Source organism: Candidatus Eremiobacterota bacterium (assembly GCA_031082125.1).
Lineage (GTDB): Bacteria > Vulcanimicrobiota > CADAWZ01 > CADAWZ01 > Ess09-12 > Ess09-12.
Window position 1 is genome coordinate 49,434 of the sequence record JAVHLM010000006.1, and the last position, 16,386, is coordinate 65,819.

The 16,386-nt window shown below is 58.4% G+C and carries 12 protein-coding genes; 5 read left to right on the forward strand and 7 right to left on the reverse strand.

Annotated elements, in window-relative coordinates:
- Nucleotides 1-37 precede the first annotated feature (37 nt).
- Complete coding sequence (locus RDV48_08450; protein MDQ7822807.1) at nucleotides 38-394, reverse strand: AbrB/MazE/SpoVT family DNA-binding domain-containing protein; 357 nt, start codon at nucleotides 392-394, stop codon at nucleotides 38-40.
- Entirely contained in the window at nucleotides 358-669 is a 312-nt protein-coding gene (locus RDV48_08455; protein ID MDQ7822808.1) for a hypothetical protein, read from the reverse strand. Before RDV48_08455 ends, RDV48_08450 begins: the two co-directional genes overlap by 37 nt.
- Before the next feature lie 486 nt (nucleotides 670-1,155).
- Between RDV48_08455 and RDV48_08460 the strand changes: the two genes are divergently transcribed.
- From RDV48_08460 to RDV48_08480, 5 genes are all read left to right on the forward strand, one after another.
- Nucleotides 1,156-2,520 carry a glycosyltransferase gene (locus RDV48_08460; protein ID MDQ7822809.1) on the forward strand — a complete coding sequence of 455 codons (1,365 nt, stop codon included), beginning with the start codon at nucleotides 1,156-1,158 and terminating at the stop codon, nucleotides 2,518-2,520.
- Between the two features lie 9 nt (nucleotides 2,521-2,529).
- Entirely contained in the window at nucleotides 2,530-4,509 is a 1,980-nt protein-coding gene (locus tag RDV48_08465) for a DUF2723 domain-containing protein (GenBank protein ID MDQ7822810.1), read from the forward strand.
- A gap of 134 nt (nucleotides 4,510-4,643) precedes the next feature.
- Complete coding sequence (locus RDV48_08470; protein ID MDQ7822811.1) at nucleotides 4,644-5,393, forward strand: hypothetical protein; 750 nt, start codon at nucleotides 4,644-4,646, stop codon at nucleotides 5,391-5,393.
- Nucleotides 5,394-5,525: 132 nt separating this feature from the next.
- A complete protein-coding gene (gene ssnA / locus RDV48_08475) occupies nucleotides 5,526-6,860 on the forward strand; it encodes a putative aminohydrolase SsnA (protein ID MDQ7822812.1) in 1,335 nt (444 codons plus the stop codon).
- A gap of 17 nt (nucleotides 6,861-6,877) precedes the next feature.
- The gene (locus tag RDV48_08480; GenBank protein MDQ7822813.1) at nucleotides 6,878-7,642 is read left to right on the forward strand and encodes a PilZ domain-containing protein; all 765 of its coding nucleotides are present in this window, start codon (nucleotides 6,878-6,880) and stop codon (nucleotides 7,640-7,642) included.
- On the opposite strand, the gene smpB is transcribed toward RDV48_08480, so the two are convergent.
- The 5 genes from smpB to polA form a co-directional block, all read right to left on the reverse strand.
- Nucleotides 7,590-8,078, reverse strand: coding sequence for an SsrA-binding protein SmpB (smpB, locus tag RDV48_08485; GenBank protein ID MDQ7822814.1), 489 nt, complete (start codon nucleotides 8,076-8,078; stop codon nucleotides 7,590-7,592). The two genes, RDV48_08480 and smpB, sit on opposite strands and share 53 nt — an antisense overlap.
- Complete coding sequence (coaE, locus tag RDV48_08490; protein MDQ7822815.1) at nucleotides 8,075-9,061, reverse strand: dephospho-CoA kinase; 987 nt, start codon at nucleotides 9,059-9,061, stop codon at nucleotides 8,075-8,077. The genes smpB and coaE overlap by 4 nt, the downstream gene beginning before the upstream one ends.
- Nucleotides 9,062-9,108: 47 nt before the next feature.
- Nucleotides 9,109-11,796, reverse strand: coding sequence for an FHIPEP family type III secretion protein (locus tag RDV48_08495; protein ID MDQ7822816.1), 2,688 nt, complete (start codon nucleotides 11,794-11,796; stop codon nucleotides 9,109-9,111).
- A 285-nt stretch (nucleotides 11,797-12,081) separates the two neighbouring features.
- Nucleotides 12,082-13,578 (reverse strand): 30S ribosomal protein S1, encoded by a 1,497-nt coding sequence (rpsA, locus tag RDV48_08500; protein MDQ7822817.1) that lies wholly within the window; start codon nucleotides 13,576-13,578, stop codon nucleotides 12,082-12,084.
- 100 nt (nucleotides 13,579-13,678) lie between these two features.
- Complete coding sequence (polA, locus tag RDV48_08505) at nucleotides 13,679-16,366, reverse strand: DNA polymerase I (protein ID MDQ7822818.1); 2,688 nt, start codon at nucleotides 16,364-16,366, stop codon at nucleotides 13,679-13,681.
- Between the last annotated feature and the right edge of the window lie 20 nt (nucleotides 16,367-16,386).

The following is a 16,386-nucleotide window of genomic DNA, read 5'->3' on the forward strand; positions in this document are numbered from 1 at the left end:
TCGCGAGGGGCGGCGGCGATCCCTTTTTGGGGGCACATTACTCCCGGGAGCCCGGAGAGGGGCAAAACCTTACCTGCAGGGTAACCGCATCAATGACTTCAAGCTCCACTTCTCTTCCTGCCTGCAGTCCATATTCCTTGAGGAAGCCGGGCAGAGTGATGCCGAGGGAATTCCCGATCTTTACGATTTTCCTCTTTTCAGGCAGGAGGCGCCTCATGTCCCTCAGCCGGTTGTGCTGCCTGAGCTGATCCAAGGTGAGGACCGTATGGCCGCATTGCGGACAGCGGCAGCCTTCAAAGGCGATTCCTTCGTGCTCTATAAGGGCGCTCATCATGGGAATCCTGCATTCAATGCATCTTACTTCCTTTGCCTTGTTCTCCCCTTCACCGCCCATAACGTTTTCACCTCTCCCTGCGCAAATTCCTCATCGTAGAGAAGCACGAGCTCTACCGTCCTCTGGTGTTTTCCAAAATAACAGGAGAGAAAAATCTTGCGATAAGGCCTGCCTGGAAACTCCCTGCACTTTTCAGGATTGATCCATCCGCGTCTTACCGTCTCTTCAATCTCTTCGCAGCTCACATGCCACTCCTCCCCCCTGCAGAGGGCATGATAATCAACGGTGATGACGAGGTCCTTTCTTTGTCTCAAAAATTTTTCTATGTACCGCACATGGTACTCCGTAATAACATTATTATAACACAAAATATAACAGAAGGGAAGATCTATGTAAACAGGCTTCCCCTTGCCCTGAGGCGGCTCAGGGAAGCCTGGTGACCTATCCCCACAGCTCTATTCTAGCAGCAGAGACGGGAAAAGTCGTTGCCGCGCCGTAAAAAGATTGTTACCAGAGGGGGAAAAAATGTAAATTTTTTGTGGGAGCGGCTGAAAGCGCTTTTTTAGGGGAATATAGTATTCAGCAAGGCGACTAAGGAATAGGTATCATAAGGTGTTCGGCGATTTGGAGTGTCAGGGGGACGGGGTGCCGGAAGGGGGGGGCAGGAGAGAAAAATTTTTCCAGGGGCAGGAAATTTCTCTTCCATGTCCAAGTAACTCTTGGCTTTTTATTCCCAAAAAAGCCTCCGCCAGGTCTTTACATCTCTCACCGGCAATGAGTATATTATAGATGAAGGCATGAGGAAAGGCAGGATCAGGCACATGAAGGAAAAGGAGCGGGAAGCCCGGCAGCTTAAGAACTGGACCCTCGGGATTCTCACGGTCACCCTGTTCATCGTGGCCCTCATCTCCTATACCCTTGTCACCAGGAAGCTCACCTGCTTCCAGGCGACGCTGGTCTTTCTCACTTACTACGGCATGCTCACCATGGCTTTCTGCCTGTTCCTCCGCCATTATGAGCCCCTTCGGAACGATTTCTACCGGCCCTTTGTCTCCATCATCGTGCCGGCCAAGAACGAGGAGCAGGTCATCGAGGCGACGGTGCGGTCCCTGGCAGGCCTCAACTACCGCAAGGGGAACAGGCCTCATTTCGAGATTATCGTCGTCGATGACTCGTCGCGGGACGGGACATCGCTCATCCTGGAAAGGCTGAGAAACGAATTCCCCATGCTCATGCCCCTCAGGCGCGACGGCGGCGCGCCGGGAAAATCGGCGGTGCTGAACTTCGGCCTGTCCCACTCGAAAGGCGAGGTCATCGCCATCTTTGACGCCGACTCCCGCGTGGAGCCCGATTTTCTGAAGAAAACTGTGCCCTACCTCTTTGAGCCCCACGTGGCGGGCGTCCAGGGGAGGGTCCGGATCACCAACGCCTCGGAGAACATCCTCACGCTGCTCCAGGAAGACGAGTTCGCCACCTATGCCCACATGTTCCAGATTTCCAAGGATATTTTCGGCGGCGTCATGATCCTCGCGGGGAACGGGCAGGTGACGAAGCGCTCGGCCCTTGAGGATGCCGGGGGATGGAACGAGAAGTCCGCCACCGACGACATGGACCTCACGATGAAGTTCCTCCTCGAGGGGAAGATGGTGCGCTACTGCCGCGATGCCGTGGTGTGGCAGGAAGGGATAAGCCATCCCCGGCCCTTCCTTCGCCAGCGCATCAGGTGGGCCGAGGGGATGCTCAAATGCCTCTACGACTATATGTTTCCCGTCTTTGCGAGCAAAAAGATATCTTTTATCAAGAAATGTGACAGCCTTATCGGGCTTTTCCGCATAGTAGCGCCCCTTCTTGTCTGGATGTGCTACCTCGAGACAGCCCTTGTGTATCTCTGCGGGTGGATCTTTACGACGACGCTCCCCGATCCCCTCATCAACTCGCTCCCCTGGGTATTCGCCATAGTGATGGGAGGGGGCATGCTCAAGTTTGTGGACCGCCCGAACCTTTCCATGCTCATCAGGGTGCCCATCTACTGGGGCTACAACTTCTTCTGGATGCTTGCCGTGCCGGTGGGATTCCTTAACTGCATCAAGAACATGCACACCGTGCAGTGGGACAAGACGGAGCACCGCGGCGCCGCCGTCGCTTCGGCCGTTTCCGCCCCTCCCTCGGCAGCGGCCGGCGAATAGCGGGCTGTCATGTTCCCAAAAAGAGCGATCATCTGGGCCCTGGGGCTCTTTCTCGTGCTGTTTTCCCTCTATGCCTTCTTTCTCTGCCCCACGGTAGCCGCCGGCGACAGCGCCGAGCTTGCCACGGCGGCATACACCCTCGGCGTGGCCCACCCGCCCGGCTACCCTCTCTTCACCATGCTGGGGAAGCTCTTCACCTTCATCCCCCTCCACCAGGTGGCCTGGCGCGTCAATCTCATGTCGGCCTTTTTCCAGGCCCTCGCCTCCGTGGCCGTCTTTCTGACACTCATTGCCCTCACCGGGAACCTCCCCGCCTCCCTTACGGGGGCTCTCGCCCTTTCATTCTCCCGGATATACTGGCACTATGCCGAGGTGGCCGAGGTCTTCCCCCTCAACAACTTCTTCTCGGCCCTGCTTATCCTCATACTTGTGCTCTTCCGAAAAGAGGTGAGCACCTGGCCTAAAAAAGGGAAGCCCCCAAGGGGAGCGCCGCCGAAGAAAAGCGGTGAAAGTGAGGGGAGGAGCCCCTATGCTCTTTTCTATGGAGCGGCTTTCCTCTATGGCCTCTCTTTCACCAACCACCACACCATGGTGCTCATGGCGCCCGCGGTCATTTATTACATAGCGTCCATCTGGCGAGGCGCGGGCCTCACGGCGCGGAAGCTCGTCATCGCCGTCGCCCTTTTTGCCGTGGCTTTCGTCCCCTATGCCTACCTTCCCCTCGCCGCCAGAGGGCGGCCTGTCATCAACTGGGACGATCCCGTGACGCTCTCGGGCTTCATGAACCTGCTGCTGCGCAAGGATTACGGCACTCTCTCGCTCCTTCCGAAGGAGTCCAAGGACTACCGCCCCACGCCGCGGATCATGCAGATCCCCGTGTATGTGAAGTCCCTGGCCCGGGATTTCGCCTTCGCGGGATTTCTTCTCGGGTGCCTGGGCCTCTGGGCTCTCAGGAAGGAAAGGGACCTTTTCATCTTCCTGCTCTGTGCCTTCTTCTTTACCGGTTTCTTCTTCGTGCTCGTGGCAAATATGCCGCTCAGCAGTGCTATTTTAAGGGGAGTCCTCGAGCGCTTTTACATGATGAGCGAGGTGGTTTTTGCCCTCTTTATCGGCTTCGGGGCCTGCCATGCCCTGGCCCGGGTGAATTCCCGCCCCGGGGGAGCGCCATGGGCAGCGCCGGTCCTCGTCATCATCACGGTGGTGCCCCTTTTTGCCCTCAATAGGGGCGAAGCTGACTTCAGGAAGAATCTCGTGACCCTCCACTTCGGCAGAGACCTGCTCGCAGGAGTAAAAGAGGGGGGCGTCCTCTTCTGTAAGGGCGACGTGGCCGACATGGCCACCGACTATGTGCAGCTCGTCGAGGGCGCCAGGGGAGACGTGAAGGTCTTCCACCAGGAAAAGATGACTTATGCCTGGTACTGCGCCCAGATGAAGGAGCGGCACCCTGAAGTCATCATCCCGGGCGAGCGCTACGAAGGCGTAAAAGTAAAAAACATCGACCTCATAAGGGAAAACAAAGACAGGTTTCCCCTGTACTTTTACGGCGTCAAGGAACAGAGCTACGAGAAGGAATACCGCGAGCTCCCCTCGGGCCTCTCCATCACCATGGCCCCCCGGGAAGAGCCGCCTGCCATGGACGCCCTTATCAGGGAAAACGAGGCGCTCATGGAAAGATTCCAGCAGAACCTCAAGGGGCCGGCGTATCCTGAGCACTCCTTTGAGCGCCAGGTCCTGCAGGCTTACGGCTGCCCTTATTTCCACATTGCCTTCCTCTACGAGCAGGCACAGGACTATGCCAAGGCCCGGGAGTTCTATGAAAAGGCCATCCAGATGGCGCCCCTCTATGAGCCCCCCTATAAAAACCTGGGCCTTCTCTGCCTCAACAAGCAGAACGACAGGGAAAAGGCGAAAGAGTGCTTCAGGCAGTACCTCAGGCTCAAACCGGAGGACCCCGAGAGGGAGGCGATAATGAAAGTGATCACAGAATAAGGGGGGAAGGGAGCCCACCCCGGCCCGATGAATTGTTACAATACCGTAACATATTATTAACAATTATTTTACAAGGAATCACTTTACAATATCGCTGCGGAGAATGATAATAGTAATGGAAGGAGGAGGATAGCATGAACGTAAACACACACAATAACATGGCCATGATGTCCTCGATGGTAGGCATCCCCCAGCAGACAGGCCAGACCAAGCAGGTAAACAAGGATCTGGACGAGGGGAAGCAGATTACCGAGACAGACAAGCCCGATGACTCTCAGGAACTCACCAAGGACAAGGCAAACGTCAATTCCCAGGGCAACCAGATGGAGAGCGTCTCGCGGCAGCAGTCGCGCTCAGTGGCGCGCCGCTACGTTGCCGAGGATTACAAGACCGAGCAGCAGGCCAAAGGCACCGAGAATGAGCAGGTGCAGGACTCGCAGCTCAACCAGCAGTCAGGGACGCAGCCCAAAGGCAGGCTCTTCCTCGACACTTCTTCACAGATCCAGCACAGCTTCCAGAAAATGCAGGAGCAGCAGCTGCAGCAGCAGTCTGCCAACAACCAGGCAAAGATGCGTCCCGACGTGCAGCGCAAGATCTTCGCGGAGAACCTCCGCAAGTGGGTCGATGTAGAATACAAGCAGTTTGTCAAGCAGAACGATCCCCTCTACACGAGAAGGAACCTCCGCGAGATCCTCCAGGCCCTCGGCGACCAGGATACCCAGACAAAGAAGACCAAGTCGAGCAGCACCGACAGCCTCGGCAAGAACAGCGTGCAGTACAGCCGCTACAACAAGTACAACATCACCCAGGCCTCAAAGGCAATGCGGATTTTCGAGGAGATCCCCTCAAACATCGACAACGTGGACTATGATCTCGTGGCTTGAGGCCACCGCGGTATATGGCGCGAAAGAAAAGCCCCGGAAGGGGCTTTTTTGTTTCCTCCCGTTTCGAGAAGGGAAGAGGCCTTGGGGGAGAGAATAGCATAGGGGGTATTTTCTGTCTAATCGGAGGTGGCCATGGAAGATCTGCTTGTCGGCAACGGCACCGTTGTCACCATGAAATCCCCCCAGGAACTCATTGAAAACGGGGCGGTGCTCATCAAGGGAACCATCATCGAGGAATGCGGTCCCATGGCGGACCTCAAGGCCCGCCACCCGGGAGCACGGTTCATTGACGCCGGCGGCAGGCTTATCATGCCCGGCATGACCAACACCCACATGCACCTTTACAGCACCTTCGCGAGGGGAATGGCCCTCAAGGATGCCTCGCCCTCCACCTTTGTGGAAATACTCGAGCGCCTCTGGTGGCGCCTGGACAAGACCCTCACCATCGAGGACATATACTACAGCGCCCTTGTGCCCCTCATAGACTGCATAAAAAAGGGCACCACCACCATTATAGACCATCATGCGAGCCCCCATGCCATAGACGGCTCACTGGACGAGCTTGAAAAAGCCCTCCGCGAGACGGGCATCCGCGGGTCCCTCTGCTATGAGCTCTCGGACAGGGACGGTATGGAAATCCGCGACAGGGGCATTGCCGAAAACGTGCGCTTTGTCAAGAAATGCGCCTCTGCCGGCAATCCCATGGTCACGGGCATGTTCGGCATCCATGCCGCCTTTACCGTTTCCGACGAGACCCTCAAGAAAGCCCGCGAGGCCGAGGCGCCCCTCGGATGCGGCTTCCATGTCCACACGGCAGAGGACAAGGCTGACGTCGATTACAATGTGAAGCACCATGGGCTCCGCGTCGTGGAGCGCTTTAAAAAGCACGGTATCCTGGGCCCGAAGAGCCTCTGCATTCACTGTGTCCATATCAATGAGCATGAAATGGACCTCCTCAAAGAGACGGACACGGCATCGGTCCACAACCCCCAGTCCAACATGGGGAACGCCGTGGGCTGCGCACCCGTCCTGGAAATGCTGAAAAAGGGCATCCTTATGGGGATGGGCACCGACGGCTATACATGCGACATGTTCGAGGCATTCAAGGTCGCCAATCTGCTCCACAAAATCATCAAGGGCGACCCCCGGGTCGCCTGGGAAGAGCCGGTGAAAATGAGCTTCCAGAATAATCAGGCCATTCTTTCCAGGTATTTCCCGCGTCCTCTCGGCGTTATTGAGAAGGGAGCTTTTGCCGACATCATTCTCGTAGACTACCAGCCACCCACGCCCCTCACCGCAGCGAATATCTTCGGCCATATCCTTTTTGGAATAAGCTCCGGTTCCGTTCACACGACGATTATCAATGGAAAGATAGTGATGGAGGGGAGAAAGCTCCTCCATATCGATGAAGAGCTCATTGCCGCAAGGTCAAGAGAGCTTGCGGCAAAGCTCTGGGAGCGATTCTGACAGCAGGGCGGGGACTCATGAACGATATGTTTGTCTCGCCTCAGAGCGAGAGCGCGATGAATTACGACGACCGCAGAGCGTTCCAGCGCAGGGATATCCGCGTCAATAAGGTGTTCTCCGCCGAGGTGGATCTCAAGGGCGAGCTCCACAAGATGAAGCTCTACGTGGCCGATGTGAGCGAAGGCGGCTTCAAGATCACCTCAGACTTCCCCTTTGAGCGGAACGTCCCCTTCAAAGGCACCTTGATGTTCCAGGAGCCTTTCCACTTCACGGCCGAGATCAGCTGGGTGAAGGATATCGGCGGCGGCATGATGGCCCAGGGTATCCGCTTCCTCGAAATGGACGAGCACAACAGGACAATCCTGACAAACTTCATCGACTATTACACGTCGCGCGAGAAGAGCAAGGTCTACCGCCTCAACAAGATTATCCCCATGCGCATCCAGTACGGCACGGTGAACCCCGAGCCTTTTTATGTGCTCACCATTGAGATAAGCCTTATGGGGATGCGGATCGTCCATGAGGAGCGCCTCCCGGAAACAGAGAAAATCAACTTCAAGATATACCTGGATCCCCACTCCAAGGCCCTTGAGGTCACGGCGATGGTGCACTCGCAGAAAGAGGAGGGCGACCTGGGGCAGAGCTTCGTGATCTCCCTTGATTTCGTCGAGATGGATGCCGAGTCCAAGGAGTTCCTCACCACCTTTATCGACAATGCCATCTCGGGCCTTATCTCAAAGAAGGTGAGCCGCCCCGTCGTGATGTTTGACGAGGATTCTTAACTGCCCGGTCCATCTCGCGGCGCGCCTCTTTTTTCACCAGCGCCTCCCGCTTGTCATAGAGCTTCTTTCCCCTCGCGATGCCCAGCTCCACCTTGGCTTTCCCTCTCTTGAAATACATCCTTATGGGCACAAGGGTGAAGCCCTTCTCGGCAACCTTGGCATGGAGGCGCTTTATCTCGTCGCGGTGGAGAAGGAGCTTCCTGGTGCGCAGGGGCTCATGGTTATAGATATTCCCCTCCTCATAGGGGGAAATGTGGGCCGACACGAGCCAGCACTCGCCGCTCCTCACTATGGCATAGGACTCGGTAAGGCTCGCCTTCCCGCGGCGCAGCGATTTTACCTCGGTGCCGGTGAGCACGATGCCCGCCTCCAGCTTCTCGTCGATAAAATACTCGTGGTATGCTTTCCTGTTGATGGTGATAACCTTTTCGCTCATGACGCCTCCCGCTCGGCAAAGGTCCCCCTGGCCTGCACCAGCAGGCTGCCCGCTGACGAGAGCACCTTGGCGCTCATCAGGTGATATTTTCCCTCCAGCCCCTCGTAGGCTGCCTTTACGGTGAGCGTGTCCCCCGTGAGGGCGGGTCTCCTGAAGCGAAGCTCCATCTTTACCGTGACGACGCGGTGCCCCTTATCGATAAGATAACGCGCCATGGCCTCGTCGAGCATGGTGGTGATAATGCCCCCATGGAGGAGCCCCTTGTACCCCTGGTGCTCCCTCCTCGTGGTGAAGGTCCCGGAGAGCCCCTTCTCATCGTGGGAGAAAGAGAGGCGCAGGCTCACAGGGTTATCGGCGCCGCAGGCAAAGCAGTAATGGTCATCACGGAGCGTCAGGGCAAGGCGCTCCTTCATCTCGTCCCAGAGCTTTCTCACCATGCGGCGGGTCGTGTCAGGAGTGCCGCCGTTATCAATGACTGCGTCGGCATGGAGCTTTTTTTCTTCAAGGGAGAGCTGGCATTTCACGCGCCGGAGAGCTTCTTCGGCGCCGAGGCCGTCGCGGGCAACAAGGCGGCGCACCTGCTCCTCCTCAGAGAGGGCCACGAGCCAGAGCCTGTCCACGAGGGAGCGCTGGCCTGCCTCTATCAGAAGGGGCGCCATCAGCACGACCACCTCGCTCTTGATGAAGGAGAGGCGCTCCTTGAGCTCCCCGATGATGGCGGGATGGGTGATACCGTCGAGGCGCTCCCGCATCGCGGGATCAGAAAAGACCTGCCTTCCCAGGGCTGACCTGTCAATGCGGCCCTCCCCGTCCAGGATGCCCGTGCCCCACTCTGCTATGATTTTCTCGCAGAGGGGCCTTCCGGGCTCTATGAGGTCCCGGTATACCTTGTCGGCATCGACGACGGGCGCGCCCCATTCCTCAAGCCATGATGCCACGAGGCTCTTGCCGCTTGCAATACCTCCGGTAATGCCGAGTATCATAGAGGGAAGCTCCTTTCTTTCCCTCTATCGTTCCCCACAAGGCGTGGTCACTCCTTTTTCTCCCCGGCAAGAGTTTCAATGATGCGGCCGCAGGCTGCGGGATCGGGGCCCACTATCCGGTCGAGGACCATGAGGCACTCCTCCCTCACGCAGTGCTTCACGCCGAATTCGCCAAGAAACTCCATGATGCAGTCGAAGCGCTCCTCGTCGTGGATCCGTGAAAATCGCGCAATGGCGGAGCTTATTTTTTCCGTCAGGGGAGCCGAGCAGGCACCGAGAACCTGGCTCGCCAGGTTGGGCGGCAGCGACAGAAGCACGATGGCAAGGCGCTCCAGGGGCGGCCGGAGCATCTGCGATACCGTGGGGGCTTCCCGGGCAGAGGCTTCTTCGTCCCGGCCAAGGTAATACTGCGACATACCGGCCTCAACTACGGCCCCCGTTATCTCGTCGGTCCCCCGGAGAAGGTAGAGGGTGACGGGGGTAAAGGGGGCGACGCACTCACTCCGCGAGATGAGGGCGACTTTTTTCACCCTCTCCCTGAGGGCATGGAAAAGGCCCCCCCTGAGATCGTCGCTCACAAGGAGCAAGGGGTGAAGCCCGAGGCCGTGGCAGTGGTCTATGGCATTGCCGAGCTCCCTCACTATGAGGGCCCCTTTCACGGGACTCTTCCTGAGGGCCTCCTCAAGCTCCGGAGCGAGCTCTATCACGGCGATCTCGTCACGGCTGTTGGCAAAACGCCCAAGGATGGAGTGCCGATTCGCCCTGCGGTACTCCAGGACCACCAGCTCGTGATCCGTTGAGCCCACGTCCACGATGGTCTCCAGAACCGGCTTCAGGTCACGGATCGACATCCTCTCCTCGAGGAGCCTCTGGAGGAGGAGATGGAGGCCCCGCGGCGATATCCTCTTCATCGCCTCCTCAACGAGGACCTTGTGCTTCTTCCTGACGATCTCGAGCATTCCCGCCACGTCTTCGAGCGTGAGCAGCTCAGCGGCGCGGACAGAGGCCACTTCGGTGAGGTGGGCGGCGACGACGCAGAGGTCATCGAAGAGCATGAGGCCAAGCTTCTCGCACTCGTTGCGCCGCCCGGCGTCCACCCAGATGCCGGGGAGCCCGAAGACGGGGTCCTCCACGTGGAGGCAGCCGAGAAGGGAGAGCTTGTCACGGGGGCCCACGGCGAGAAGCCTGCGGGGCTCCGTGCGCCCGCAGGCCACGGTGCGCTCCCTCACTTTTATCACGTAGCCTCCCGGATCGAGCTGGAAGTTGTCCCTGAAGCGCACGCCGGGAAGGACGATGCCTAATTCGAGGCCCAGGTGCTTCCTGATGGCCTTGACGCGCTCAAGGAGCTTCGCTCCCTGGTTCGGGTCCAGGAGGTGGATGAGCTCCCGGCCCACCTCCACGGTGAGCATGTCCACATCAAAAAGCTTTTCCCATGGGTTCTGGCGGCTCATGTCGGTGCATCCCGCAGGGACGGTCCCCGGTGCTACAGTGACACTCCCATCGTGAAAGGAGCGGTCATTGCTGCCGGGGAGCGGAGCTTTCCCCACCAGTTTATGGGCGACGGCCACCCATTTCCTCATCACCAGGCCCGCGAGGGCGGCAAAAGCGTTCCGCCACAGGGTTTCCCTGAAATTCTTGAGGCTCGCGATGAGTGAGCCCATGATCTCGGCGCACCGGCAAGGATTTGAAAGGAACAGGCTCTTGAGGTGCTCAGGTGCCTCTCCCTGCGGAACTTCCCCGTATCCGGCAAGGGAGAGAAACTTCCCCGCATATTCACCGCCGTGCTCACAGGGAAGCGAAGGGGGGGCGATGGCAAGAAGAATGGCCCTCACTCCGCAGGCGGGGGGCATATAACGGACCGATTCCATGAAAAAATCAAAGGGGACGCAGTTCAGCATCGCACTTATGGCTTCGGCGGTCATCAATTCCCTGGGATTGCTGTCCCTGTATTCATTGACAAGAACCGCCCTGGTGCCCCGGCGGCCCGCAATCTCCATGAGGGCCCTGTCCACCCCGCTCTCAGATTCTCCCCTTAAGTGGAATAATCTCACCACCCTCTCATGACCTGCCATGAGCGCCCAGTGAAGGGCTTTCCTGCCGTGGCTGTCCTTCACCGAGAGATCGGCGCCGGCGAGAATAAGGCGCTCAATCAATTCGGTATTCCCGCGGGCGGCGGCGTAGTGAAGGGGAGTCGCGCCGTAATCGTTATCCTGCGCGTTCACATCGACAGCGAGCTTCAGAAGGGCCTCCACTGCCCCGGGGGCGCCGAAGGCCGCCCCAAGGTGGAGGGGAGTTCTCCCTCTGAGGTCCTTCATGGAGAGAAATGTTCTGTACTCTTCTTCGGAAGCCGCAAAGCGCCCATAGTGGTCGGCCATGAGCGTCACAAGGCGCCCATGGCTTCCCAGGGCGGCGAAATGGAGGGCCGTAAGGCCTTTCCTGTCAGAGGCCTTCACCGAGGCTCCCTCCTCCAGAAGGAGAACCGCCAGCTCATAGTGGCCCTTGAGGGAGGCCCAGTGAAGGGGCGTCATGCCTTCCCTGTCGGCGGCGTCACCATGAGCCCCCCTCAGGAGGAGAAAGCGCGAGACGGGGAGAGCACCCCCGAAGGCCGCGCAATGAAGAAGGGTCGATCCCCGCATGTTCACGGCGTCAACGCTTGCGCCACTGCTGATACAGCGCTCCAGGGCTTTCAGGTTCTTTTTTTCAACGGCTTCGAAGGCATCGCATGGGGGCGGCACGCCATTCCCTCCCTTTCCTGAAATAAATGAGATTTTCTCAATACACCCGGGTACGGAAAAGAGTTTCTGTGTTGAGTAAAGGGACGTGGCAGGCAGGGGAAGAGACGAAAAGGCATGGGAAACTGAGCGGTGATAAGCATATATCATCCCCGGCACACACTTCCCTCCACTGTACATTATAGCGTGGAGTTATGAACAGGATGTTTCTCTTTTGTAAAATTTTCAAGAGCCGGAGAAAAAAAAGAGGCACCCCGGGGTGCCTCCTCTGTTTTCTTTGAAAGAACGTCAGGCCTTGGGCTCCTCTTCCTCGAGCTTTCCTGTCATGGCGTCCTTGATGATCTGATCGACCGATGTGCCGTTCACCGTGCCGTCTACGGGCACGTCGCTCAGCATGGCGTCAAGCTCCGGGTCATTGGCCACGGAGACCACGGTCTGGGTGACCGCAGGCTTTACGTCTTCTGCGGGCGCGGGCGGCGCCTCGGCTGCGGGAGCTGCAGCAGGAGGCAGCTCGAGGGTAAGGGGGGTCTTATCCTTCTTGGGGGAGATGATATCCTGGAGATTCTTCGCTTCCATCTTGCTCTTCAGGATCTCTCCCACGTTGAATGAGGTGCCCTTGTGGGAATAGCCCGAATACTCGTCTTTCGAGGCATCGGCTTCGGCCTGCCTGATCGAGAGGATCATGCGCCGCTCTGAAGGCTTCACGTCAAGCACCTTGGCGGCGATCTTCTGGCCTACCTTCAGGATCTCGTCAGGCCTTGACACCTTCTCCTCGGAGATCTCTGAAATGGGCACAAGCCCTTCCACGCCTTCAAGGACCTCGACGAAGACATAATTTTTCGCGATCTTGCTCACGGGGCCCTCTATCTTGTCCCCTATTCTGAACTTTTCACCGAGGGCAAGCCAGGGATCGGCCTTGGCCTGGCGGAGGGACAGGGAGATGCGCTCCTTCTTGGGATCTATCTTCAGCACAAGAACTTCCACCGTATCGCCAACCCTTACCACCTCTGAGGGGTGCTTCACACGGCGCCATGAAAGCTCGGACACATGGATGAGGCCGTCAACGCCGCCAAGGTTCACAAAGGCGCCGAAGTCGGTGAGACGCGCCACCTTCCCGGTGCGTATCTCTCCCTCATAGAGGCTCTTGAGAGTAGCCTCACGGGAATTATCGCGCTCCTCCTCGAGGACCTTTTTTCTCGAGAGGACCACTTTTCTGCGCGAACGGTCTATTTCAAGCACCTTGAGGCGCAGGGCCTCCCCTACGAAATCGGAGAGGTCGCGGATGGGGCGCATGTCCACATGGGAGGCCGGCACGAAGCCGCGCAGGCCGATATCCACGATAAGGCCGCCCTTTACCTGCTCGATGCAGGTGGCGGTGAGCACCTCACCCTTGTCAAGGGCATCGATTACTTTTTTCCATGCGATCTCCAGGTCGGCCCTCTTCTTGGAGAGGATGAGCTCGCCTTCCTGGTCCCTCACCTTGATCACGACGACATCAACTTCGTCGCCGGGGGAGAGGCTTACGCTGTTTCCCGTGGGATCGCCCTGCACCAGCTCGTGAGAGGGGATCTTCCCTTCGGTCTTGTAGCCCACATCCACATAAACCCCGTCGGGGTCAACCTTTACCACTTTCCCCTTCATGTAATAGCCTGGTGCGATGGTCTTGAATGACTGCTCGTACGACTCAAAGTCGCTCATGGAGACTGGCTTCTCCTCGGTAAGAGTGGCAACGGAAGCATCCTGCTCCGGGGCTGCCGCTTCATTGGTCTTTTCAACGTTATCCATAATTCCAGAGACTCCTTTCAAGCCCCCTGGGGGGCGCGCTGTAGTATGTGATACTCTGCCTGCCGGTGGCAGGCGCCTGACAGATAATGGTCTTGAGAGGCTACGGGGTACTCTCCACCTCCTTTTTCGCCGGGCTTGCATGAGCCTCAAAAGGTTCAAGCTCCGACCAGTTTTTCCCTCTTTTCACGTGGACCTCCATGGGCACGGAAAGAGCTACAATCCCTTCCATGAGTGCCTTCACCGCCGAGGCAAGCTCAATATGGCGGATTTCCTCCACTTCGAAGAGAAGCTCGTCATGGATCTGCAGCACCATGGCGCCCGGGAGGTCTTGTAAGGCATCATCAACAGCTATCATGGCCCGCTTGATGATATCAGCCGCCGAGCCCTGGACGGGCGTATTTATCGCGATACGCTCGGCGGCCTTCTTCACGTGCATGTTCCTGCTCCGGATATCGGGGATCCACCGCTTCCGGCCGAAAAGGGTGGCAACATACCCCCGCTCCTCGGCCTCCCTTATGGTGCGCTCAATAAAGAGCCTTACCGCCGGGAAGCGCTCCATGTAGCGTGAAATATAGTCGCCTGCCTCTTTGCGGCTCACGGCTATCCTCTGGGCCAGGCCATGGCCCGACATGCCGTAGAGGATGCCGAAGTTTATCTCCTTTGCCTTCCGGCGCAGCGACGGGTCCACATCGCCTGCGGCGGCGCCGAAAAGCTCCGAGGCAGTCATGGCATGGATATCGCCGCCTTCACGGAAGACCTTGATCATGCGCTCGTCGCCTGAGAGGTGGGCCATGACACGGAGCTCTATCTGGGAGTAATCGACGCTCACCAACAGGTGCCCCTCGAGCTCGGGCCTGAAGGCTTTCCTTATCAGGTGGCCCAGGGCTGTCCTCACGGGTATGTTCTGGAGATTGGGCTCAGAGCTGGAAAGCCTTCCCGTGGCCGTTCCCCGCGCGTTGAAGGTGGTATGAATCCTTCCCGTGAGGGGGCTCACCATTGCCGGGAGGGCATCCGCATAAGTGTTCTGAAGCTTCTTCACTTCCCTGAACTCAAGAATCTTGTCCACGATGGGATAAAGGGGCGCAAGCTCCGAGAGCACGTCCTGGGCCGTCGAATACCCCTGGGTGGTCCTGGTTTTTCCCGGGATGGAGAGCTTCCCGAAGAGGATCTCGCCGAGCTTCTTTGGTGAGCTGATATTGAATTTCTCGCCGGCCATCACGTGGATCTCCTCCTCGAGCGCCTCCGCGCGGCGCCCAAGCACTCCGGAGGCCTCCCTGAGAAGGGCGGCGTCGCAGTATATCCCTCGGTGCTCGAGGGCGGCAAGCACGGCGATAAGAGGAAGCTCCACCTCGTAAAGGACCTTCTCAAGGGACTCCTCTGCAATGCGCTCCTTCAAGATGGGCACGAGCTCCGCTATGGCAGAGGCCCCGGCAAGGGCGCAGCTTTTCACTGCGGCCGCAGGGACTTCGCCCTTCCCCCCGAGCGCCTCGAAAGGTGCCTCGAGGACCTTTCCGGCGAAACGGCGGTAGACCGAGGGAAGCTTCTGGGCCCCTTCACCGGGCTCAAGGAGAAACGAGGCCATGGCGGCATCATAAATATTCCGCGGCAAGGGCAGCCCCTTTGTCAGAAGGAGCCTCAGAATCCCTTTCATGGCAAAGCCCCCGATCTCCCGGCAGGAGGCCAGGGCGCCCATGACCGCCGCGAGGAGCTCTTCTTCGGCCCCTGAAAGAGGCAGATAATAAAGGACATCGCGGGAAGGAGCGATGGCAAGGCCGGAAAGGGCGCTCCCCGGCCCTGCGCCGAAAAGCACCGGGCAGCCGCTCTCCTTCAGGTCCTCCAGGAGCTTCTCAAGCCTCTCCTCACCGTCAAGGACGCAGCACTCAAGAGAGGCCGCTCCATCGGCCTGCGGCAGGATCTCGGCGGGAAAGAGCTTTTTGAGGAGGCTCTTGAATTCAAAATGCTCCAGGAAGGCCTTGAGGGACTCCCCGGCAGGCGGCCCGAACCGGAAAAGCTCCCTGTCAAAGGTGATATCGAGATCGGTGCGGATCACGGCAAGCTTTCTGTCGCGGCGCGCCAGGTCCCTGTCCTTCTCAAGCAGGCCACGGAATCGCGGCGGCACTCTCTCCAGGGAGGAGAGAATCCCCTCAAGGGAGCCGAACTCGGCGAGAAGCTTCCTGGCCGTCACGTCGCCGATGCCTGCCACACCAGGCAGGTTGTCGGAAGAATCGCCGGCTATGGCTTTCAGATCGACTATCTGTGAAGGGGTGAGCCCGTATTTTGCCTTCACTTTCTCCTCGTCAAAGACCACGAACTCTGATATCCCCCTGTGGGGCGAGAGCACCTTCACGGCCGGCGACACGAGCTGAAGAAAGTCCCTGTCGGCGCTCACTATCATCACCTCGAGCCCTTCCTTCTCGGCTTTTACCGCCAGCGTGCCGATACAGTCATCGGCCTCGTGGCCGTGCTCAAAGACTATGGGAATGCCGAAAAGGTCCACGAGCTTCTCGATGGCGTCAAGCTGCCCCGCGAGATCCTCGGGCATTTTCTGGCGGTGGGCCTTGTAGTCGCAGTATTCCCTGAGGCGCTCGGAAGGCGGGGCCTTGTCAAAGGATGCCGCCACAAAATCAGGCTTCACCTCGTCAAGCACCTTGAGGAGCATAGTGGCAAAACCGTAAAGGGCGTTCACCTTCTCCCTCTTTGATGTCTCAAGGGGCGGAAGGGCATAGAATGCCCTGTACGCGAGGCCATGGCCATCAACGAGGAGAAGCATGGGAGGCTTTTCTGTCATGGGGTTCACCTTCCCTTGCA

What these genes read in the sequence shown, in the direction of transcription:
- ssnA (MDQ7822812.1), top strand. Translation starts at nt 5,526, where the DNA reads ATGGAAGATCTGCTTGTCGGCAACGGCACCGTTGTCACCATGAAATCC.
- coaE (MDQ7822815.1), bottom strand. Translation starts at nt 9,061, where the DNA reads ATGATACTCGGCATTACCGGAGGTATTGCAAGCGGCAAGAGCCTCGTG.
- smpB (MDQ7822814.1), bottom strand. Translation starts at nt 8,078, where the DNA reads ATGAGCGAAAAGGTTATCACCATCAACAGGAAAGCATACCACGAGTAT.
- RDV48_08465 (MDQ7822810.1), top strand. Translation starts at nt 2,530, where the DNA reads ATGTTCCCAAAAAGAGCGATCATCTGGGCCCTGGGGCTCTTTCTCGTG.
- RDV48_08450 (MDQ7822807.1), bottom strand. Translation starts at nt 394, where the DNA reads ATGGGCGGTGAAGGGGAGAACAAGGCAAAGGAAGTAAGATGCATTGAA.
- polA (MDQ7822818.1), bottom strand. Translation starts at nt 16,366, where the DNA reads ATGACAGAAAAGCCTCCCATGCTTCTCCTCGTTGATGGCCATGGCCTC.
- RDV48_08460 (MDQ7822809.1), top strand. Translation starts at nt 1,156, where the DNA reads ATGAAGGAAAAGGAGCGGGAAGCCCGGCAGCTTAAGAACTGGACCCTC.
- RDV48_08470 (MDQ7822811.1), top strand. Translation starts at nt 4,644, where the DNA reads ATGAACGTAAACACACACAATAACATGGCCATGATGTCCTCGATGGTA.
- rpsA (MDQ7822817.1), bottom strand. Translation starts at nt 13,578, where the DNA reads ATGGATAACGTTGAAAAGACCAATGAAGCGGCAGCCCCGGAGCAGGAT.
- RDV48_08480 (MDQ7822813.1), top strand. Translation starts at nt 6,878, where the DNA reads ATGAACGATATGTTTGTCTCGCCTCAGAGCGAGAGCGCGATGAATTAC.